The organism is Rhizobium aethiopicum (assembly GCF_900094625.1).
Lineage (GTDB): Bacteria > Pseudomonadota > Alphaproteobacteria > Rhizobiales > Rhizobiaceae > Rhizobium > Rhizobium aethiopicum.
This window is the reverse complement of sequence record NZ_FMAJ01000005.1, coordinates 156,984-178,319: the sequence shown is the minus strand read 5'-3', so window position 1 is coordinate 178,319 and position 21,336 is coordinate 156,984. Positions and strand designations below refer to the sequence as shown.

General features: G+C 61.0%; 21 protein-coding genes and 1 pseudogene. 8 read left to right on the top strand and 14 right to left on the bottom strand.

Annotated elements, in window-relative coordinates:
• Positions 1-15: 15 nt before the first annotated feature.
• The 5 genes and pseudogenes from GA0061105_RS12940 to GA0061105_RS12920 form a co-directional block, all read left to right on the top strand.
• A complete protein-coding gene (locus GA0061105_RS12940) occupies positions 16-1,344 on the top strand; it encodes an ABC transporter substrate-binding protein (protein ID WP_092750510.1) in 1,329 nt (442 codons plus the stop codon).
• A complete protein-coding gene (locus tag GA0061105_RS12935; RefSeq protein ID WP_092750508.1) occupies positions 1,344-2,282 on the top strand; it encodes a carbohydrate ABC transporter permease in 939 nt (312 codons plus the stop codon). The genes GA0061105_RS12940 and GA0061105_RS12935 overlap by 1 nt, the downstream gene beginning before the upstream one ends.
• A complete protein-coding gene (locus GA0061105_RS12930; RefSeq protein WP_033183241.1) occupies positions 2,282-3,097 on the top strand; it encodes a carbohydrate ABC transporter permease in 816 nt (271 codons plus the stop codon). Before GA0061105_RS12935 ends, GA0061105_RS12930 begins: the two co-directional genes overlap by 1 nt.
• A gap of 18 nt (positions 3,098-3,115) precedes the next feature.
• The gene (locus GA0061105_RS12925; RefSeq protein ID WP_092750506.1) at positions 3,116-4,102 is read left to right on the top strand and encodes a sugar kinase; all 987 of its coding nucleotides are present in this window, start codon (positions 3,116-3,118) and stop codon (positions 4,100-4,102) included.
• A 249-nt stretch (positions 4,103-4,351) separates the two neighbouring features.
• Positions 4,352-4,813: pseudogene (locus tag GA0061105_RS12920) on the top strand (electron transfer flavoprotein subunit alpha/FixB family protein); the annotation flags it as partial.
• 196 nt (positions 4,814-5,009) lie between these two features.
• Here the strand turns inward: GA0061105_RS12920 and GA0061105_RS12915 are convergent.
• The 7 genes from GA0061105_RS12915 to GA0061105_RS12885 form a co-directional block, all read right to left on the bottom strand.
• Positions 5,010-5,369 carry a cupin domain-containing protein gene (locus GA0061105_RS12915; protein ID WP_064692845.1) on the bottom strand — a complete coding sequence of 120 codons (360 nt, stop codon included), beginning with the start codon at positions 5,367-5,369 and terminating at the stop codon, positions 5,010-5,012.
• A complete protein-coding gene (locus GA0061105_RS12910) occupies positions 5,362-6,030 on the bottom strand; it encodes a cysteine hydrolase family protein (RefSeq protein WP_092750504.1) in 669 nt (222 codons plus the stop codon). Before GA0061105_RS12910 ends, GA0061105_RS12915 begins: the two co-directional genes overlap by 8 nt.
• Positions 6,030-7,580 (bottom strand): ABC transporter ATP-binding protein, encoded by a 1,551-nt coding sequence (locus GA0061105_RS12905; protein ID WP_092750502.1) that lies wholly within the window; start codon positions 7,578-7,580, stop codon positions 6,030-6,032. The genes GA0061105_RS12910 and GA0061105_RS12905 overlap by 1 nt, the downstream gene beginning before the upstream one ends.
• Entirely contained in the window at positions 7,577-8,278 is a 702-nt protein-coding gene (gene biuH, locus GA0061105_RS12900; protein WP_064692848.1) for a biuret amidohydrolase, read from the bottom strand. Before biuH ends, GA0061105_RS12905 begins: the two co-directional genes overlap by 4 nt.
• Before the next feature lie 104 nt (positions 8,279-8,382).
• Positions 8,383-9,309: an ABC transporter permease gene (locus GA0061105_RS12895; RefSeq protein ID WP_064692849.1), complete on the bottom strand. Its 927-nt coding sequence runs from the start codon at positions 9,307-9,309 to the stop codon at positions 8,383-8,385.
• Positions 9,309-10,439, bottom strand: a complete 1,131-nt coding sequence (locus GA0061105_RS12890) for an ABC transporter permease (RefSeq protein ID WP_092750500.1) — start codon at positions 10,437-10,439, stop codon at positions 9,309-9,311. Before GA0061105_RS12890 ends, GA0061105_RS12895 begins: the two co-directional genes overlap by 1 nt.
• Before the next feature lie 21 nt (positions 10,440-10,460).
• Complete coding sequence (locus GA0061105_RS12885) at positions 10,461-11,588, bottom strand: BMP family ABC transporter substrate-binding protein (protein WP_092750498.1); 1,128 nt, start codon at positions 11,586-11,588, stop codon at positions 10,461-10,463.
• A gap of 339 nt (positions 11,589-11,927) precedes the next feature.
• Between GA0061105_RS12885 and GA0061105_RS12880 the strand changes: the two genes are divergently transcribed.
• Together GA0061105_RS12880 and GA0061105_RS12875 are read left to right on the top strand one after the other, a co-directional pair.
• Positions 11,928-12,620, top strand: a complete 693-nt coding sequence (locus GA0061105_RS12880; protein WP_092750496.1) for a GntR family transcriptional regulator — start codon at positions 11,928-11,930, stop codon at positions 12,618-12,620.
• Positions 12,621-12,709: 89 nt separating this feature from the next.
• Positions 12,710-13,099, top strand: a complete 390-nt coding sequence (locus GA0061105_RS12875) for a RidA family protein (protein ID WP_064692853.1) — start codon at positions 12,710-12,712, stop codon at positions 13,097-13,099.
• Between the two features lie 18 nt (positions 13,100-13,117).
• On the opposite strand, the gene GA0061105_RS12870 is transcribed toward GA0061105_RS12875, so the two are convergent.
• The 6 genes from GA0061105_RS12870 to GA0061105_RS12845 form a co-directional block, all read right to left on the bottom strand.
• Complete coding sequence (locus GA0061105_RS12870) at positions 13,118-13,699, bottom strand: NAD(P)H-dependent oxidoreductase (RefSeq protein WP_064692854.1); 582 nt, start codon at positions 13,697-13,699, stop codon at positions 13,118-13,120.
• A complete protein-coding gene (locus tag GA0061105_RS12865) occupies positions 13,696-15,105 on the bottom strand; it encodes an FAD-binding oxidoreductase (RefSeq protein WP_092750494.1) in 1,410 nt (469 codons plus the stop codon). Before GA0061105_RS12865 ends, GA0061105_RS12870 begins: the two co-directional genes overlap by 4 nt.
• 1 nt (position 15,106) lies before the next feature.
• The gene (locus GA0061105_RS12860; RefSeq protein ID WP_092750492.1) at positions 15,107-16,420 is read right to left on the bottom strand and encodes a cytosine deaminase; all 1,314 of its coding nucleotides are present in this window, start codon (positions 16,418-16,420) and stop codon (positions 15,107-15,109) included.
• On the bottom strand, positions 16,420-17,262 hold the full coding sequence (locus GA0061105_RS12855) for an ABC transporter permease (protein WP_092750490.1): 843 nt from the start codon (positions 17,260-17,262) through the stop codon (positions 16,420-16,422). Before GA0061105_RS12855 ends, GA0061105_RS12860 begins: the two co-directional genes overlap by 1 nt.
• Positions 17,259-18,086 (bottom strand): ABC transporter ATP-binding protein, encoded by an 828-nt coding sequence (locus GA0061105_RS12850; protein WP_092750488.1) that lies wholly within the window; start codon positions 18,084-18,086, stop codon positions 17,259-17,261. Before GA0061105_RS12850 ends, GA0061105_RS12855 begins: the two co-directional genes overlap by 4 nt.
• Before the next feature lie 68 nt (positions 18,087-18,154).
• Positions 18,155-19,171 (bottom strand): ABC transporter substrate-binding protein, encoded by a 1,017-nt coding sequence (locus GA0061105_RS12845; protein ID WP_092750486.1) that lies wholly within the window; start codon positions 19,169-19,171, stop codon positions 18,155-18,157.
• Between the two features lie 182 nt (positions 19,172-19,353).
• Here GA0061105_RS12845 and GA0061105_RS12840 point away from each other — a divergent pair, with 182 nt between their 5' ends.
• Positions 19,354-20,304, top strand: coding sequence for a LysR family transcriptional regulator (locus tag GA0061105_RS12840; protein WP_064693207.1), 951 nt, complete (start codon positions 19,354-19,356; stop codon positions 20,302-20,304).
• Between the two features lie 21 nt (positions 20,305-20,325).
• Here the strand turns inward: GA0061105_RS12840 and GA0061105_RS12835 are convergent, their stop codons facing one another.
• Positions 20,326-21,123 (bottom strand): creatininase family protein, encoded by a 798-nt coding sequence (locus GA0061105_RS12835; protein ID WP_092750484.1) that lies wholly within the window; start codon positions 21,121-21,123, stop codon positions 20,326-20,328.
• Positions 21,124-21,336 lie beyond the last annotated feature (213 nt).

The window sequence follows — 21,336 nt, the reverse complement described above, 5'->3', positions numbered from 1 at the left end:
AGGAGGAGGAGTCACATGCCATCATTCTTCAATCCGACGCGCAGAGGATTTCTGGCCGGCACGGCCGCGCTTGGGGCGAGCAGCATGCTCGGCATGCGCGCGGCATCGGCCGCGGTCGACTGGAAGCGCTTCACCGGCACGACGCTGGAAGTCAACCTGGTCAAGAGCCCGCGCAGCGAAATCCTGCTGAAATACCTGCCTGAATTCGAGGAACTGACCGGCATCAAGGTCAATGCCGAAGCGACGCCGGAACAGCAGCAGCGCCAGAAAACGACGATCGAGCTCAGCTCCGGCAAGCCGAGCTTCGATGTGGTGCACATGAGTTACCATGTCCAGAAGCGGCAGTTCGAAAAGGGCGGATGGCTTGCCGATATCAGCGGCTTCCTCAAGGATGCTTCGCTGACCGACCCATCGCTGACGGAAAGCGATTTCGCCGAAGCCGGCCTCGCCTTCGCCAAGGATGGCGATGGCGTTCTGCGCTCTCTTCCCTTCTCGGTCGATTACTGGATCATCTATTGGAACAAGACCCTGTTCGAGAAGAAGGGGCTCGCCTATCCCACGAACTTCGAAGAGCTGGCAAGTGCTGCTGAAGCGCTGACCGATCCCTCGACCAACACCTATGGCTTCGTCGCCCGCGGCCTGAAGAACGCCAATACGCCGGTCTGGACGTCGCTGTTGCTCGGCTATGATTCGAGCCCGCTCGGCCCTGACGGCAAGTTGCGCACGACGTCGCCGGAAGCGATCGACGCCGCCAAGCTTTACCAGAAGCTGATGACCAAGACCGCCCCTCCCGGCGTTTCCGGCTTCAACTGGGCCGAGGCGCAGTCGGCCTTCCTGCAGGGCAAGATCGGCATGTGGCTCGATGGCGTCGGCTTTGCGCCGCCGATCGAAAATCCGGAAAAATCGCGCGTTGTCGGCCAGGTCGGTTACGGCATCATGCCGAAGGGCCCCAAGGCACAAGCCGCCGGCACTTTCGGCGACGGTCTCGGCGTCGTCGCGGCCAGCCAGAAGAAGGAGGCCGCCTATCTTTTCTGCCAATGGGCGATTTCGCATGAAATGGGCGCACGCCTGCTGCAGGCCGGCGCCGGCGTTCCTTTCCGCCAGTCGGTGCTCGAAGATGCGAAGGTCCGCGAAGGCGTCAAGATGCCGGCCGCATGGCTGGATGCCGTCGTCGGCTCGGGCAAGATTTCGAAGCTCGCGCTGCCGGTCATCATTCCGGTGACCGAGTTCCGCGACATCTATGGCGTCGGCCTCACCAACATGATCGGCGGCGCCGATCCTGAAACCGAACTGAAGACGGCGACGGCACAGTTCGAACCCGTCCTGGCGAAGAGCGAGGGATAATGGCCTCGGCAGGCATCGAAACGGCCGCTATGGCCAAGGCGTCGAAAGCAAGGAGCAAACCGGACCGGTTTGCTCCCAACTACTGGCCCTTCGTCATCCCGGCGCTCATCGTCATATCAGCCGTGATCGTCTTTCCATGGGTGTTTACGGTGTGGATGAGCGTCAACAGCTGGACGCTCGGCCAGTCGCAGGTCTTTGCCGGGCTGGACAATTATATCAGACTCGCCACCGACATGCGCTTCTGGGAGTCGCTGTGGCATACGGTGCTCTATACGACGCTATCGGTGGTGGTTCCGCTTTTCCTGGGGACGCTCGCCGCGCTGATCTTCGATGCCCAATTTCCGCTGCGCGGTCTCATTCGCGGCATATTCGTGATGCCGATGATGGCGACCCCGGTCGCCATCGCCCTCGTCTGGACCATGATGTACCATCCGCAGCTCGGCGTTCTCAACTATCTCCTCTCCTTCGTCGGCATCGGTCCGCAGGAATGGATCTACAATCAGAGCAGCGTCATTCCCTCTCTGGTGCTGGTCGAAAGCTGGCAGTGGACGCCGCTTGTCATGCTGATCGTGCTCGGGGGTCTCGCGGCGGTGCCGCGCGAGCCCTATGAGAGCGCTGAGATCGACGGCGCCAATGTCTGGCAGAAATTCCGCTATCTGACGCTGCCGATGATCGCGCCCTTCCTGATGATCGCGGTGATCATCCGCAGCATCGATGCGGTGAAGAGCTTCGATATCATCTATGCCATGACCCAGGGTGGTCCCGGCACGGCGTCGGAAACGATCAACATCTATCTCTACAATACCGCCTTCGCCTATTACGACATCGGCTATGGCTCGGCCATGGCGGTCGTCTTCTTCATCCTCATCGTGCTGCTCTCCTTCGTCCTGATGATGATCCGGCAGCGCGTGAACTGGTCCGACGGGGAGGCACGCTGATGAAGCGCAAGACGCTCGACCGCATCGGACTGCTGTTCGTCGCGCTGGTGATGATCTCGCCGGTCGTGCTGTTCTTCCTCTGGATGATCTCGCTGTCGCTGAAATATGAGATCGACAACGGCGCCTATCCGCCGATTTTCATCCCGGAACGCTTCGCCTGGTCGAATTATTTGAAGGTCTTCGAGGAGAACAACTTCTTCCTCTATCTCTGGAATTCGGTGCTAGTGACGGGGGCGGCCACGCTTCTGGCGTTGCTGATCGGCGTGCCGGCCGGCTATGGCATCGCCCGTCTGAAGGCGGAGAAATCCGCGATGGTCATCATGATCGCGCGCATGACGCCGGGCCTCTCCTTCCTGATCCCGCTCTTCCTGCTGTTCCAGTGGCTGAACCTGCTCGGCACGCTGATGCCGCAGATCATCATTCATCTCGTCGTCACCGTACCGATCGTCGTGTGGATCATGATCGGCTACTTCGAGACGACGCCGATGGAGCTGGAAGAGGCCGCGAGCATCGACGGCGCGACACCTTGGCAGGTCTTCCGCCTGGTCGCCCTGCCGATCGCAAGGCCAGGCATTGTCGTCGCCTTCATCCTCTCGGTGATCTTTTCCTGGAACAACTTCGTCTTCGGCATCGTGCTCGCCAGCCGTGAGACGCGCACGCTTCCAGTCGCGGTCTACAATATGCTGTCTTTCGAACAGGTCAGCTGGGGGCCGCTCGCCGCAGCCGCATTGATCGTCACCTTGCCGGTGCTGATCCTGACGGTGTTTGCGCAGCGGCAGATCGTGGCGGGCCTAACGGCCGGTGCCGTCAAGTGAGCGGGTGAGACAAAGATTTTGACGGCTTCTTCCGCCCTCGAGCCGCCTTCCGGTCCTGCACGCCGCGTACTCTCAGTCGGCGCGGCGGTGCTTGATACCTTGTTCCGTGTGCGCTCACTACCCACCGGCCAGGGCAAGATCCTGCCCTACGAAATGCTGCAGGTCGCCGAAGGCATGGCGTCAAGCGCGGCATTCGCCGTCGCCCGCCTCGGCGGCCATGCCAGCCTCTGGGGTGCGGTCGGCGACGACGCCACCGGCGAACGCATAATCGCGGATCTTAGCGCCAGCGGCATAGACACGAGCGGCATGGTGGTTGCGCAGGGCGCCCGCTCGGCCGTCTCGACGATCCTCATCGATGATGAAGGCGAGCGCCTGATCGTGCCCTTCTACGATGCTCGGCTGCACGAGACGGTCAAGCCGGTCACAGAGCGGGATGTCTCCTCCTTCGATGCGGTGCTCGTCGACGTGCGATGGCCGAAGCTCGCGCTGGCAACGCTATCGGCGGCGAGAGGGGCGGGCAAGCCGGCCATTCTCGACGGCGATGTCGCCGGCGACGGCGTGATCGAGATGCTGGCGCCGGCGGCAAGCCACATCGTCTTCTCACAGCCGGCCGCCGAGCGCCTTGCCGGAACGGCGGATCTGGTGGAGAGCGTCGGCCTTCTCAAGCGGAAATTCGAACATGCCTTCATCAGCGTCACGGCTGGCGAAACCGGCTCCCTGTGGTTCGATGATGCGAGCCGCGAGATCCGTCAGCTTGCCGCCCCAAAGGTGAAAGCGGTCGACACCCTTGCAGCGGGTGACATCTTCCACGGGGCTTTCGCGCTGGCGATCGCAGAAGGCATGCCGATCGAAGAGACGATGCGATTGTCGTCCATGGCGGCGGCTCTCAAATGCCAGGTCTTCGGCGGACGCATCGGCGCCCCCACCAGAGCCGACGTCTTCGCTGCCCTGCGGGGTTGGAACATTAGCGCCGTGTCGGCAGGTACGCGAAATCGAGGACATTGAGTCCGGCGCAGGGCGGCAGCCAATGTGAGTATTGCCCAGTCGGCTCTGTCGAACCGAGTGCTGATATTTGAAGGGGAACGATCCTTCCAACTAAACGGCGGGTGGAGCTGGGGCGCCTTCTATTCGGTCCGTTCGGATCCTGATCAATGTCGATTTGGGATACCAGGCATCCATAGCCGCCACCTTCACATCGCAACTTGTTCCACTTCAGCATTGGCCGCAGGGACTGTCGAGAAGCCCGCTCCTGATGAAGGCGGTTCTGCCTCTGTCGAGGCAATCCCGGCTGTCTCCGCTCCGGGTCTGTCGCGTTTCGTCTCCGATGCGCTGTCGGCCTCGGAACGTCCGGAGCTGACCTCGGCCAAGGTCATCATCTCCGGCGGCCGGGCGCTCGGCTCGGCCGAGAAGTTCAAGGAAGTCATCCTGCCGGTTGCCGACAAGCTCGGGGCTGCCGTCGGCGCCAGCCGTGCCGCTGTCGATGCCGGTTATGCGCCGAACGACTGGCAGGTCGGCCAGACCGGCAAGGTGGTGGCGCCCGATCTTTATATCGCCTGCGGCATCTCCGGCGCCATCCAGCATCTCGCCGGCATGAAGGATTCGAAGGTGATCGTCGCCATCAACAAGGACGAGGAAGCGCCGATCTTCCAGGTCGCCGATTACGGCCTCGTCGCCGATCTCTTCAACGCACTGCCGGAATTGCAAAAGGCGCTTTAACGGGGATCATCCTTGGAATCCACCATCGGCCAGCGGCGAATAAAGGTCCCTCAAAACAATGATGTGAAAGGTGTGGTCAGCCCTTGTCTGGCTCGAATGCGCCGGCACAGAGCGCCTCGATCCGCTGACCGCTTCCTTCTCATCGCGGATCGCCGGGCTTTCTTGTCGCCAGCCGTTAACGCGATTGGGAGTCCGGTCAGGCGTTACGCTCACGCTCTTCCAATATTGTCACAGGCCGATCCCATTGGATGAGCACGACGCAGCCGGTATCGCTCCAGACCGAGTGCTCGGTACCGGCTGCGTTGACGATGTAGCTGCCGCGGCCGTAATTTCCTGCTTCATCCGATTGCACTCCGTCGAGCACGAGAATTGTTTCCAACCCCTCATGCCGATGGCGGGGAACGCCGGCACCGGCTTCGTATTTCAGGAGCGCCACGCCGGGCTGGTCGCCCTCGAAGGGCCGGATCCAGTGGATAGTCACCTGATCGCGGAACGGGCCGAATTGCAGATCCCTCCAGCCGCCTGAAGTCAGAAGTTCGCGAGTGGTTTCAGGCATGGGCGATGCTTTGCAATATGTCGTCGACACGGGCCGTCCAGCCGACGATCGCTCCCTGGGCGCGGATCATGGCGATCGCGGCTGCTCTGAACTCCGGAAAATAGCTTTCCGTCGCCTCCTCGGCGAGCAGGCACTCATAACCGCGGTCGTTTGCCTCGCGCATGGTGGTCTGCACGCAAACTTCGGTCGTCACACCTGCGAAAACAAGCTGTTTGATACCCTTCCGCTGCAGTACTTCTGCGAGTTCGGTCGCATAGAAGGCGCCCTTGCCGGGTTTTTCGATAACCACCTCGCCTTTGACTGGAGCAAGCTCAGGCAAAATAGCGGTGCCGGGCTCGCCGGCGATGAGGACGCGGCCCATCGGGCCTGCGTCGCCGATCCTGAGTATGGGATTGCCGCGGTTGCGTTTCGCCGGCGGCAGATCCGAAAGGTCGGGCCTGTGGCATTCCATCGTGTGAATAACCGGCAGCCCAGCATCACGGAAGCCCTGGATGAGGCGTCTGACATCAGGCACGATCCGGGTGATGCGGCTGACGTCGTTGCCGAGGCTGGCGCCGAAGCCGCCTGGTTCGGCGAAATCACGCTGCATGTCGATGACGATAAGCGCAAGCTGGTCGTGCTTCACCGGAAACGCAAAGGGTTCCGCTTTGATCTCCGCCATCAGTGATGCCCCGCCATATGGGCGCCGATCACGCCGACGTCGGCCGAACGCGCCGGTGTCTCGTAGACCAGCCTGCCGTCGGAGATGACGATGATGCGATCGGATATTTCGAGTAACTCATCGAGGTCCTCGGAAAGCAGCAAGACCGCAGTTCCGGAATTGCGAGCCTTCATGATGCGGGCGCGGATTTCGGCGACCGCCGAGAAATCGAGACCGAAGCAGGGGTTAGAGACAATCAGCAGGTCCACGTCGCCGGTGAGCTCGCGGGCGAGCACCGCGCGCTGCACATTGCCGCCCGAGAGTGCGGCGATCGGCGATGAGGAGGAAGCGGTCTTCACCTTGAAATCGGCGATCAACGCCATGGCGCGCTTCTTCATCTTGCCCTTGTTCAGCCAGATCGCATTCTTGCTGCCCGTTTTCAGGTCAAAGGTGCGGAAGGCGAGGTTTTCGCTGACGCTCATCCTCGGAGCGCAGGCATTCTGCAGCGGCTCCTCTGGGATGAAACGGACATTGTTCTTGCGGGTCTCGCGACGCGTTGCGCTATAAGCCTCGCCTTTGACGCTGACACGGCCGGTATAGGTGGGTCGCTGGCCGGCAAGGATTTCCGTCAGCTCCTTCTGGCCATTGCCGGAGATGCCGGCAATGCCGACGATCTCGCCTGCGCGCACCATGAGATTGTCGATCTCAATGGTTTTGAGGCCGGAACGATCCGGCGCTTTGACCTGCTCCACTTCGAGCACCGGCTTTGCAGTTTCCGGGACGGGGACGCGGGTGTCGAGTTCGGCGAGTTTGACGTCACCAATCATCATCGCCGCCATCTCGGCTGTGGAAAGTTCGCCGACTTTTCCAGTGCCGGCAAGCTTGCCGCGCCGCAGTATCGAGACGGCATCGGCAAATTTCGTCACCTCGTGGAACTTGTGGGAGATCATCAGCACGGTCAGCTCGCTGCGCTCCGTCATTCCGCGCACGAGGCCGAGCATCTCTTCGGCTTCTGCAGGCGTCAGCACCGAGGTCGGCTCATCGAGAACCAGGAAGGAGCGGCCGAGATAGAGCTGCTTGACGATTTCGAGCTTCTGCCTTTCGCCAGCGGCAAGCTCGCTCACCGGCCGGTCGAGCGGGATCTTGAAGGGCATCCGCTCCATGAAGGCGGCAAGATCCTTCCGCTCCTTCACCCAGTTGATGACAGCGGGGACTTCAGCGCGGCTGATGACGAGGTTTTCGGCACCTGTCAGCGAGGGAACCAGCGTGAAATGCTGATAGACCATGCCGAGGCCATAGGTCGCAGCGTCCTTGGGCGAAGCGATCGCCACTTCGCGACCATCGACGGAGAGCGAGCCCGAGGTCGCGTGATAGAAACCCATGATGCATTTGACGAGCGTCGATTTGCCGGCGCCATTTTCACCGAGCAGGGCATGGAAGGTGCCGGCGGGCACCTTGATCGAGACCTGGTCGAGTGCGGTGAAACTGCCGAAGCGCATCGTCATGTCGATCGTATCGATGCCGACGGCCTTGCCGGCCTGCGGGAGTGGCGTGTCGCGGATCGTGCTCATGGCAGCTGGCCCACGAGCTTTTCGGCGTTCGAGACGGAGCCGAAGACGCCGCCCTGCATCTTCACCATCTTGATGGCGGCGAGATGGTTGCCGTAATCGGTCGCGCCGCAGCAGTCTTCCAGCAACAGGCATTCGAAGCCGCGGTCGTTCGCCTCGCGCATGGTGGTGGAAACGCAGACATCGGTGGTGATGCCGGTCAGGATGATGTTCTCGATGCGCTTCTGATTGAGGATCAGCTCCAGGTCAGTGGCACAGAAAGAACCCTTGCCGGGCTTGTCGATGATCGTCTCGCCTTCGATCGGATAGAGTTCTGGAATGATGTCCCAACCGGGTTCGCCGCGGGTGAGGATGCGCCCGCATGGGCCCGGATCGCCGATGCCTGCGCCGATGCGCTGCGAACGCCAGCGTTTATTGGCCGGCAAGTCGGCGAGATCGGGTCGATGACCCTCGCGGGTGTGGATGATGTGATAGCCCTTGGCGCGCATGGCGGCCAACACGCGTTTGATCGGCTCGATAGGCGCCTGAACAAGCGACAGGTCGTAACCCATGTGATCGACATAGCCGCCCTTGCCACAGAAATCGGTCTGCATGTCGATGATGATGAGGGCCGTATTGTCCGGCCGCAGGGCGCCATTATAGGGCCAGGGATAGGGATCGGCGTCGACATAATGTCCTTTGGTCTCGACCATGGCGTCCATCGTCTTCTTCTCCTATTCACCCGCAAGACTGAATGTTTTGCCGTCGCGGTTGGACCGTTGTCGTCCTTTCAATGCGCCGAGGCTGGACATCAGCTGCTCCTTCATCATTTCGTCAGCGACAACGCGCCCGGCGCACCGGCAAGCGAACGTGTCGGCGAGGAGGTTGCGACCATGATGACGAGGGTGAGCACGTAGGGCGCGGCGTAGAACAGATAGTAGCCCTGGGTCACGCCGATCGATTGCAGCGCCGGACCGAGCGCGCCGGCGCCGCCGAAAAGCAAGGCAGCCAGGAAACAGCCGATCGGATTCCAGCGGGCGAAGATGACGAGCGCCACGGCCATCAGGCCCTGACCTGAAGAAATACCCTCGTTCCAGGAGCCGGGATAATAGAGCGAGAGATATGCGCCGCCGATTGCCGCCAACGAACCGCCGACGGCGGTAGCCAGCAGACGCACCCGATCCGGGCTGATGCCCATCGCCCGGGCGGCATCCGTGCTGTCGCCGACGACACGCAGGATGAGACCCACCCGCGTATTGCCAAAGGCCCACCAGAGGACGAAGGCAAGAAAGGCGCCCAGGATGAAGAGCACATTGATGTTCAGCGCGGCCTGTAGTTGCGGCAGGCTCGACCAGAAACCGAAGGGGATGGACGGCAGATGCGGCGCGGCAGGCTGAATGAAGGATTTGCCAAGGAAGAAGGCCAGGCCGAGGCCGAACTGCATCATGGCGATGCCGATCGCAATGTCGTTCACCTTCGGCCATTTGCAGATCCAGCCGTGAACGAGACCGAAGACGGCTCCCGTCGCCATGGCGGCGAGCACGCCGAGCCAGGGCGAATTGGTCATGACGGCGACGGCGTAAGCCGTCATCGCACCGAACACGAGCGTGCCTTCAAGGCCGAGATTGATGCGGCCGGAGCGCTCGGTGATCGTCTCGCCGAGGCTGACGAAGATGAAGGGGGTGGAGACGCGGATGGCGCCCGCGAGGATCGCGAGTGGGACGCCCCAGATGCCGATGCCCGCTTCTTCCATCAGAGGCTCCTTTTCCACAGGTCGGGATTGAAGATCTTGAAGCGCCCGTAGAAGGTTTCGCAGAAGAGGATGACGATGAAGAGCGTGCCCTGCAGCACCAGCACCGTGGCATCGGGCAGGCCCATTCGGCGCTGGATGAGGCCGCCGGAAGCATCGATGCCCCCAAGCAGGATCGCAACAGGGATGATCGCCAGCGGATTGTGGCGGGCGAGGAAGGCAACGAGGATGCCGGTATAGCCGTAACCCGCAGCGAGCGAGGCATTGGCGCTTCCCTGGACTGCCACGACCTCGATCATGCCGGCAAGCCCTGCGAAGCCGCCGGCGATCGCGGTGAAGCCGGCGATCAGCCTGCCGACCGGCAAGCCTTGGATCTGGGCGGCGCGCATGTTACCGCCAGCGATGCGCGCCGCAAAACCGTAGCTCGTCGCCTCGATCAGGATCCAGGAGAGGATGCAGGCGAGGATGCCGATGACGAGACCCCAATGCACATCCATACTGGGAATGTTGCCGAGCATGTATTCGGCCGGCAACGGCTTGGTCGAGGGCTTGTTCAGACTGGCGGGATCGCGCAGCGCCCCTTCCACGAACTGGTTCATCAGGGCGATGGCAATATAGGAAAGCAGCAAGGAGGAGATGGTCTCGTTGACGCCGCGGTAATGGCGCAGGAAACCGGCAAGGCCGATCCAGATACCACCGACGACCATGGCGGCAATCGCCATCAAGATAAGGGTGGGAAACACAGGGGCGGTGCCGGCAAGCGGCATGGCCATGGCCGCAGCGGCAACGCCGCCCAGCACGACCGCTCCTTCCCCGCCAATGATGACGAGGCCGAGGCGGGCGGGCAGGGCGACGCAGAGTGCCGTCAGGAGAAGGGGTGCGGCACGGCTTAAGCTGTTCTGCACCGAAAACCAGCTGCCGAAGCCGCCGGTATACATGAGCTGGAAGAGCATGCCCGGCGATTTGCCGATCGCCAGGATGAAGAGGGAAAAAAGCCCGAGCCCGATCAGGATGGCCGCAAGGCCGATGACCACGGGTTCGGTCCTGCGCGCCGACCATTCGAGCAGCGGACGCAGCGAGGCCGCGTTGCCGGAGACGACTGATATTGCGGGATCATTGGCCTCAACGGTCATGGCGCCTCTCCCTCGCCCGGTTTAAGCCGTCGACCCGACGACGCCCTCAACCAGGTAGTTCATGCTCTCGAGTTCGATCGCATCTTCCGCGTAAGCCTTGTCGGCCGTGACGACAGCGTCGCCCTTGTTGTCCTTCAGCGGGCCCTTGAAGACCGAGAAGCCGCCCTTCATCATGTCGGCATGGGTCGCTTCGAATGCCTTGCGGCCTGCCTCGGAAACGCCGGGGCCGAGGGCACTCATCTTCACGAAACCGTCCTTCAGGCCGCCACGCACGAAGTTGCCAAGCTTCTCGCCGGCCTGCGCCTTCTTGACGGAGTCGCTATAGACATTGCCCCAGGCCCATTCAGCGCCTGTGAGATATTTCTCCGGCGCAAGAGGGCTCTGGTTGGCATGGTAGCCGCAGACGAAAGCACCGCGGCCGGCGGCCGTTTCGACCACAACCTTCGGACTGTCGACATGGCAGGTGATGACGTCGGCGCCCTGGTCGACCAGCGCATTGGTGGCTTCGGCTTCCTTGACGGCGAGCGACCACTCGCCGGTGAAGATCACCTGGCAGGTGATACCAGGATCGACTGTCCGCGCGCCGAGCAGGAATGCATTGATGTTCTGCAGCACCTGCGGGATCGGCTTGGCGGCCACGAAGCCGATCTTCTTGCTCTTCGTCGCATGGCCGGCGGCGATGCCGTTTAGATATTGCCCTTGGAAAATATACCCGAAATAGGAGCCGGTATTGGCCGGATGCTTGCCCTCCTGCCACATCCCGCCGCAATGACGGAATTGGATATCGGGATATTTGGCAGCCATGGCCAGCATGTGCGGATCGAAATAGCCGAAGGAGGTCGGGAAGAGCAGCGTGGCGCTATCGAGATTGATCATCGATTCCATCGTCTTCTGCACGTCGACCGTTTCGGGCACGTTCTCTTCTTCGACGACGGTGATGCCAGGCATCGCCTTGATGGCAGCGGCTCCCTCGGCATGCGCCTGGTTGTAGCCGTAGTCATCCTTGGGGCCTACATAAATGAAGCCGACGGTGAGAGCCGTCTGCGCAAGCGCGCGCGAGGAGAGAAGGCCGTGCGCCGCGCCGACGAGAGTGGCGGCGGCGGAAGCCTGAAGGAAATGGCGGCGTTTCATGGAAAGGAGTTTGGTCATAGGAATGCTCCCCTGACGGCGGTTCTGCCGGTTCAATTGGTTACGGCAAAGTGTATGCAATGATTATGCCAGATTCTATGTCGTTGCTTTTATTGATGACCTTGTCACCCCCCCCGGCAAAGATACGAGAAGTGCATGCAATTTCATCTTGAAGTTAGATGAAAAAATATGCACAGCCTATAAAATTGTCGGATATCTGTGTCACTGTTCTTGAAGGGCTGACAAGGCCGACAGTCTGAGATACATTTTTGCTAGTGACATCAACAATGTATACTCATGTTTGACTTTACAGGCTTGAGCGGGCATGTGTATGCAGCCGTAACAATGTAGAATCATTCCTTGAAGCAAGTCAGGCGCAGAGAAATCATCAGGGCGGGGACAACCGTCGAGCAGATGGTGCGGGCGATCGCCGACATGATCGTCACCGGGCAGATGCTGCCGGGCGAGAAGCTCGATGAAGTTTCGCTGGCTGCTCGTTTCGAAGTGTCGCGCACACCTGTGCGCGAGGCGCTCCGTGAACTTGGGGCGATGGGGCTTGTCGACCGGGAGCCGAACCGCAGCGCCGTCGTCACCACCGTGACCGAAACCTATCTGCATTCCATGTTCGAGGCGATGGCGGAACTCGAAGCGATCTGCGCCAGGCTCTCGGCCGAGCGCATGACGGTCGATGAGCGGCGCACGCTGGAGCTGGAGCACAAGGCATCGATGAAGCTGGTACATACCTGCGCGGAAGAGGACTATGCGGCTCACAACATCGAATTCCATACCCGCCTTTATCGCGGCGCGCATAACGATCATGTTTTCGAGATGGTGACGCAGACGCGGGCACGGCTCGCTCCATTTCGACGCGCGCAGTTTCGGCTGCCCGGCCGGTTGGCGAAATCCTACGAGGAGCATGGCCGGATCGTGATCGCAATCATGCGAGCAGACGGCACTGCCGCCGCACAGGCAGCCTATTCTCATGTGGAGACGGTCAGTGATGCGAGCGCGGTGTTTGCCGCAACTGGCGAGCCGAGCGGGCGAAGTACCTGAGGTCGTGCACGCTCATCGCGACGATTCCCGATCTCGTTACCCAACAGATGCAATGACGCGTCGTCTTCCGCTCAGACGAGGAAATGCCGATGAAGAAAATTTTCAATCCGCCCTCGGTCCGCCGTCCGTTCGGAAATTATAATCATGGGTTGCTTGTGCCGCCGGGCGCTTCGCTGCTGGTCACCTCAGGTCAGCTCGGTATCAGTCTCGACGACGAGGTGCCGGAAGATATCGGCAAACAGGCCGAGCTATGCTTCGAAGCGATCAAGGCCATTCTTGCCGATGCGCAGATGAGTTTTGCGGACGTCATCCGCATTTCAGGGTTCGTGACGAAACGGGAGGATTTTCGAGCCTATATGGCGGTGCGCGATCGCTACACGCTCGACCCGAAGCCCGTCTCGACCTTGATCATCGTCAGCGGGTTCACCCGGCCGGATTTCCTCGTCGAAGTCGAGGTCACAGCCGCCAAAGTATTATGATGTCGGTGGCGCGATGCTTCAGAACCGTTCCATCGACGTCTTCACCTTCGTCAGAAACCTTGCCCGCGTTTCCTGCGTACAGTTGTTCATGTCATAATGAGCAAGGAAGGTGACGGGCCGCAGCGGGTTGATCTGTGCTCTCAGCACGCGCTTGACGATCTTCTTAGGCGGGTTCCCGGCGACGAAGGCACGGAATGGCGTTGCTCCATAAGTCAGCACGGCCGCGAGCTTGCTGATATGGCGTAGCCGCGATTCCACCTTGCCGTCGACGAGTTCGAAGGAGACGCCCGGAAGCCACACGCGGTCGAAATAGCCTTTGAGGATTGCCGGGAAACCGAAATTCCAGACCGGCGTCACCAGCACCAGCCCTTCGGCCCGTTTCAGCCGCTCAACATAGGGTTTCACCAGATCGGTATTGCCGGGATAGTCGTGATAGGTGAGCCGGTCGTGGCGAGAGAGCACGGGATCGAAATTCTCGGCATAGAGATCGCAGGCATCCACCTCGTGGCCGCCTCTCCGGAGGCTTTCCAGCGTCTGTTGGTAGAGCGCCTTGCCGTAGCTTTCCTCGACCGGATGCGAATGCAGCACGAGAACCCTCATGAGGCCTCCATGACAGCCGCAAGGCCTGGGAAGAGATAGTTCTTGCCGGCATCGAAATCGAAGTCCGGGTTCTCCCAGGCGATCATCTTGCCGGGGTTCAGGAGCCCCTTGGGGTCGGTCTCGTGCTTGAAGGCGAGCTGCACCTTGTCGGTGCGCTTCATGCCGCCTTCCTCCAGCGTGTAACGGTGCGGATTGAAGATCGGGCAGCCGTGATCCTGATGGATCTTGATGATCTCTTCGAGCCGCTCCTCTGTGGTGTAGCGCACCAGCGGCAGGCCGGAGCACTGGATCTGCCCGTCGAACCGGATGAATTCGAGATGACCGGGGACCTCGTCGCCGAAGATCTCCACCATCTTGGCGACCTTGGCCACGTGATCCGGGCCCGGGTACTGGACCTGCAGATAGGTGAAGCCGGGATCGACCTTCAGCGCCCGCAGCGTCGTATGGTTCCAGGCGAGTTCATAGGCATGCGGGATACCCTTCATGCTCTCGACCTTGTCGGAGCGGAAGATCACCTCGCCCTTGTGGGCTGAGGTGAAGGCGAGGAAGGCATCCATCGCATGCGGCGCGATCATCAGCACCACCACCGACTGCCCATTGCGAATATAGGGCCTGTGGCGGGTGAAATAGTCGTGCGGGATCGGAGCGGCGATCGGCGCGATTTCCTTGACGAGGATGCCGTTGCATTTGGCGAGCGCATCCGAAAAGCGCACGCACGCCATGAAGTCGTCATAGCCGACGAGAACGTCGACCCAGTCATAGGCGGGCGCCAGCGGCATTTCGATCTCGGTGATAACGCCGTTGGTGCCGTAGGCATGGCTGACCTTCTGCAGATCCCAGCCGGTGAGATCGAGCACGCGTGGCTCGGCTTCCATGGTGACGACGCGCAGGCGTAGAATATTGCCGAGATCGCGCAAGCCACCCCAGGTGATCGAGCCGACGCCGCCGGAGCCGCCGGCGACGAAACCGCCGACGGTCGCCATCTGCGCCGTCGAGGGATGGAACCGCAGCTCCTGGCCGGAATGAGCCTTTGTCTGCTTGTCGAGCTGGGCAATAATGATGCCGGGCTCGCAGATCACCCGGCCAGGATGGATTTCCTTGATCTTGTCCATGGCGGCAAGGTTCAGCACGATCCCGCCGGAAAGCGGCATCGCCTGGCCGTAATTGCCGGTGCCGCCGCCGCGGGGCGTGACCGGCACGCCGTGCGCGAAGGCGACCTTCAACGTCCGGATGACCTCTTCTTCGTTTTTCGGCGTGACGATGAGATCGGCGGTGACGTTGTCGAGCTGCGCCTTCAGTATCGGCGAATACCAGTAGAAATCGCGGCTCTTCTGGCGCACCAGCGCCGGATTGTCTTCGATGGCGATGCCTTCGAGTTCTTGTCTGATCGTCTGATAATCCGGCATGTCAGGCTCCAACGACGCTGTCGAGTTCACGATAGTCCGGCAGGCTGCGGTCGATCACCTTGCCGCGGCGAAGGACGACGCGGTCGGACTGCGGACGGGAAAGAAATTCGCTCCAGCGCCTGGCGCTAAAGAGCACGAGATCGGCCGCGGAGCCGACGGCGATGCGCCCCATATCCGGCCGGCCGAGAATACTGGCGGGGGAGGTGGTGACGACACGCGCGGCCGTATCCAGCGGATGGTCGAGATGCAGGGTGCGGACCGCCTCGCGGAACACTTCCACCGGATCCAGATCACCATAGGCATAGAAGGGATCGCGGGTATTGTCGGAGGCGACAGCGGTTACGACGCCGGCTGCCGTCAATTCATGGAAAAGCGTTACGCCGCGCCAGCGCGGTGTGCGGCCGGGATAGCGGTCCTGCAGATACAGGTTGCACATCGGCGGTGAGACAATGGCGAGGCGGGCTTCCGCGACGAGATCGACGGTGCGCTTTGCCGTTTCCTCGTCCTGGCGGGCGAGCGAGCAGCAATGGCCGGCCGTCACCTTGCCGCCGAAGCGGTTGCGCAGCACGGCCCGCGCAATGGCCTTCAGGGTTTCGGCAGTCGGATTATCGGTCTCATCGACATGAAGATCGACATCGAGGCCGTGATCGGCTGCGGTTCTGAACAGCATGTCGAGCTGGCTGTCGATATCGGCGCTCATCCGGGTAACGCCGCCGATCAGCCCGCCCTTTTCGCGGACCACCGTAACGAGATCGGCGAAATAGGCCGCGTCCGCCATGTTTTCCATCGGAAAGAGCGCCACCGCCTGCAAGGCGATCCTGTCCTTCCAGGTCTCGCGCATTTCGGCAAAGACTTCGAAGGAAATGCGGTGCTGCGGCGCAAGGGAATCGAGATGGGTTCGAATGAGGCTGGTGCCGTGCGCATAGGCAGAACGCAGGGAAAACTCCATGCGCTTCTTCACGTCGCCAGCCGACCAATTCGCTTCGCGGTCTGCGCGCACGGCCTCCAGCGCTCCCGGGAATGTGCCGTCCGGATTGGCGTTGCGCGGCCAGATGTGGCCCTTGTCGAGGTGCGTGTGCATGTCTGCGAAGCAGGGCCAGACCATGCCCTCCTTCAGGTCGGACTTCGCCAGTTCCACGGGCGCGTCCCCGGGCGGCAGTATACCAGCAATGATGCCGTCGGCGATGACGATATCGGCTCGGACGAGCCCCTCGACAACGGGCGCCTCATAACTGGCGACGGCGGCGGCAGGCAGGGTTGCGTTGCTCAGCACGAAGCGACCGGCATTGGGCGGGGAGATGAAGGAATAGGTCATCAGTTTTCCCGTTTCAGGCTGCTCTCGTGCCAGCGGTGCAGGGCAAGCCACGAAATGAAGGAGGTGACAGCGAAGATCGCCACGCCGAGCAGCGAGAGCATCAGCAGCGCCGCAAAGAGGCGCGGAATATTGAGCCGGTATTGTGCTTCGAGCAGCCGGAAGGCAAGGCCGGAGCCGGCGCCCGCCGAGCCAGCGGCAAATTCGGCGACGACGGCGGCAATCAGTGCAAGGCCACCGCCGATACGAAGGCCGGTCATGAAATAGGGCTGGGCCGCCGGCAGCTTGAGAAAGAACAGCGTCTGCCAGTGGGAGGCGCCATAGAGCTCGAACAGGTTGATGAGGTTGTGGTCGACGCTCTTCAGCCCCTGGGCCATATTGGAAAGGATCGGGAAGAAGGCGACGAGGAACGCGCAGATCAGCAGCGCAACCTGGGTCGACGGCGCATAGATCAGGATCAGCGGCGAGATCGCCACGACTGGCGTTACCTGCAGGATGACCGCGAGCGGATAGAAGGCGAGTTCGATCCAGCGCGACTGAACGAGGAAGATCGCAAACCCGACGCCGCCGACGAGCGCCAACAGCAGCGATATCAGCGTGATCTTGGTGGTGACCCAGAGCGCAGGGGCAAGCGTGCCCCAGTCGGTCACGAAAGCATCGGCGACCGCCGCCGGACCCGGCAGGATATAGGGCGGAACGCCGGACAGCGCCACATAGGCATACCAGATGAGGATCAGCGCCGCGATGACCAGGAGGGGGATCAAGATGCGTAGTGCCAGATCGCGGCGTCGGGCGCTTGCTGTCGCCTTGACAAACAGCGGCGCCGCGGATTTTTCGTCACTCATCGGTAGTCCTCCACCGCATTGATCGCCCCGATCAGCGAATGCGAGACCGTCTCGCAGGCTTTGCGGTATTCTTCCGAAGTGCGGTAATGGGCGTCGCGCTCAAGCCTGGTCGTCAGCGGCAGGTCGGCATGCACGCGCCCCGGCCTTGCCTTCATCACGACGATGCGGTTCGAGAGATAGGCGGATTCGAAGACCGAATGGGTGACGAAGATGACGGTGATGCCGGTCATCTTCCAAAGCCGGAGCACATCGTCGTTCAGCTTCTGGCGGGTGATCTCGTCAAGGGCCGCGAAGGGTTCGTCCATCAGCAGCAGTTTCGGTTTCGTCACCAGCGCGCGAGCGATCGATACACGCATCTTCATGCCGCCTGATAGTTCGCGCGGATAGGCGTTGGCGAAATCCTGCAAACCGACGGTTGTCAGCACCTCCAGGATCTGGTCGTGCGCCGCCGTCTTCGAAATATGCCTCAGCTTCAGCGGCAGATGCACATTGTCGAACACGTTCTTCCAGGGCATCAGCGTCGGCTCCTGAAAGACGAAGCCGATATCGCCCTCCGGGAGCCCTTTGGGATTGATGCGTGAACTCGGCCAGTCGATCGAGCCCGAGGTAACATCGCCGAGGCCGGCGATGATGCGCAGCGCCGTCGACTTGCCGCAGCCGGAAGGACCCAGCAGGCTGATGAACTCGCCGCTTTCCACCATGAGCGACATGTCCGAAAGGGCGATGGTTCCGCTGGAGAAGGCTTTCGAGACCGATTGCATGACGACCAACGGCCGCTTGCGCATCTCTTTCGGGGATAGGGCCTGAGCTTCTGCTGGGGGCATTGCCTGTCTCATTCATCCAAAGAACGGGATCCGCCGCGTTCGCAGCGGATCCAGATGGCATTTGCGGCTTACTTCTTCATCGCCATTCCGGTGCCTTTGCAGACGAATTTCGTCGTGAAAGCCTTGGTGTAATCCGTCTCTGGCTTGAACACCTTGATCGCTACCATCTCATCGAAGAACGCCTTGTAGTGTGCGTCCGTCAGGCAGCCGATGCCCTTGTCGAGGCTGTCGCCGGATTCGATGATGCCGTATTCCTTCATCTTGGCGATGGAGTAGGCGATCTGGCCATCCGTCATTTCAGGATTGTCCTTCTTGATCAGCTCGTTGGCCTTGGTGTTGTCGCCGTATAGATAGTGGTACCAGCCTTCGATCGAGGCATCGACGAAGCGTTGGACGACATCGGGCCTGCCGTCGATCATCGCCTGCGTCGTGGTGATCATCGTCGAATATGGCGAGTATCCGTTGTCGGCGAGCAGGAAGACTTTTGGCTCGAAGCCGGCCTGTTTCTGGATCTCATAGGGCTCGGAGGTGAGGTAGCCCTGCTGCGCAGACTCCTCGTCCGCGAGGAACGGCGCGGGGCTGAAATTGTAAGGCTTGTACTGCTCGTCCCTGAAGCCTTTGAAGTTCGCCTTCATCCACTCGAAGTAGGTGAGATAGCCGTCCTTGCCGAGAAACAGCGTCGTGAGCTTCGCAAGGTCTTCGAATTTTTCGATGCCGGCATCGGGATGCGCGATCAGCACTTGCGGATCTTTCTGGAAGATCGCTGCGACATCAACGAGCGGAATGCCCTGTTCGACGGCCGAGATCTCGCCCTGTGGCCCACCCATGTAGAAATCGATCTTGCCGGAGATCAGCAGTGCGCTGTTCGCCGCATTCGGGCCTCCCTGGACGATCGTCACATCGAGGCCGTGTTTCGCATAAGTGCCATCGGCAACCGCCTGATAGAACCCGCCATGTTCGGCCTGCGCCAGCCAGTTGGTGCCATAGCTGACTTTATCGGCCGCGTGCGCGCCAGCAATGCAGGCCAACATTCCGCCAAGACCTATAAGTGCGGAAGAGACGCTGTGCTTCAATATATTGGACATTGTCGACGTTCCCCTTCTGAATTCGCAACGTCTGAGGCGACGCTCGATTTTCTTCATAGGAGCGATTGCTTTGCTCTTTGAAAAGCATCAAATTTCGTGCGCAACGATGCCTTTTCGGCATCTCAAAGAATGCCTGTGCCTATTTTACGCTGCGTGCTTTATTTTTGTGCAACGAGGTTGTGATGCTGCACTCCAGAAAACTTCTCTATATCAACGAGATCGCACGCTCGGGCTCAATCCGCAAAGCAGCGGCGCGGCTGAATGTGGCGTCTTCGGCGATCAACCGGCAGATTCTCGCTTTGGAAGAAGAAATGGGAGCGCCGCTGTTCGAGCGGCTGCCGCGCGGTCTGCGCCTGACGGCAGCAGGCGAACTCTGCATCGAGCATATTCGCGACGTCTTGAAGAATTACGAGCGGCTGGAGGGGCGCATCCGCAGCCTGAAGATGCAACAGGCGGGCAAGGTGCGGCTGGTGACGACGGTCGGCCTGGCGGCAGGGCCGCTGCCGGAAATCATTGCGCGGTTCCAGTCGGAGCATCCGCGCGTCTTCATGCAATTGCGCAACGACGCCGGCACGATGACGGTCAATCCGGTGCTGTCAGGCGAGGTGGATATCGGCCTCGGCTTCAATATTCCGGCAACGCCCGGCATCCGCACCCTCGGCAACTTCGACATTCCGATCGGCGTGGTTCTGCCGCCCGGGCATCATCTGATCGGCCCCGGCCCGATCAACCTGGCCGATATCGTCCAGGAGCGCCTGGTGCTGGCCCAGCAGGGGACCAGCCTGCGTGACGTGATCAATCTGGCCTTGGCGCGCTTGGACGTGCATGTCGAACCGGTCCTCGAAACCAATGCATCGGAGATGCTGAAAAAGCTGGTTAAGTCGGGGGCCGGGCTGACGATCCTCAACCCGCTCGATGTCATCAACGAATGCCGGCAGGGCGAATTGGTCTTCCGACCGATCGCGGAGCCGCATGCGCGCCGTCAGCCGATGAAGCTTTTTGCCCGCGCACGGGCGCCGCTTGATTCCGCCACCAGCCTGTTCGTCGAATATCTGCTGGCCGAACTGGCCGGCCTGGTGCAGGAGCTGCAGGCCAAGGGCCACATCGCGGCGGATACGTCCGTCGCGATGTGAGCCACGGTTCACGACAAGGCTTTACTTCGAATAAAGATTGGAAAGCGGATAGCTCTTCAGGTCATGAAGCAGATCGACAAAACCCTTGACTTGATGGCGGCAGATGGCTTCGCCTTTTTCGGCCGTGCCGAGCGATGCGTCGCCGACGACGCCATAAGGATTAAGGTCGTGGGCGATCCAGGCCAGCGAATGCGGCGGCAACGGCTGCATGTATTTCGAGTGTTCGCGCATCCGTTCCCCTTTGGACGTGAAATTCTCAGCCTTGTCCATCCGTACCAGATCGGGCCGGAAGTAGAGCATGAGCGACGTTTCCACCTCACCGCCATGGATGCCGTATTTCAGTTCATGTTCGCTGATCATGCCTTGGGGATGGCCGAAGCGACCCCATTGCGTGGAGACGACCGCCATTGCGTAGCGCACGCGCAGCTCTCGCGCGACGATGCTCATGATATCGACATTGCCCCCATGCGAATTGACGATCACCATCTTGCGGATGCCGGCTTCGGCAACCTTGGCGCCGATCGCGGTCCAGACCGGAATGAGCAGTTCGGCGCCGAGCGATAGCGTTCCCGGTCCGTAAATATGTTCGTTGGCCTTGCCGATCTCCTGTGTCGGCAGGACCAGACAATCGAGGTCGGCGGGCTTCTGCTTCCGCAACTCGGCAAGCATGCCGTTGGCGATGGCGACATCGGTTGCAACAGGCAGATGGGGGCCATGCTGTTCGGTCGAGGCGATGGGAAGCACGGCGATCGTGGTGTCAGCGGAAAGTCCGGCAAAGTCGTAGGTGTTCAGTTCATTCCAGTAGAATGGCATTGCCATCGCCGCACCTCTCATTGCTCATCTAGCAGTGAGTAGGGAAAATCATTGCGCACGAAAAGCATCAATTTGCGCCCATACCGATGCCTTTTAGAGGCTAGTGAGGCCTTATCGCGCTTTAGCGCCTCTGCCTATCGCGGCAATTTATGAAATGAGGGCATGCCGTAAGAAAGTGTGCGTCGGTTTCAGACAACGGCGCACAGAAATCAATGAACT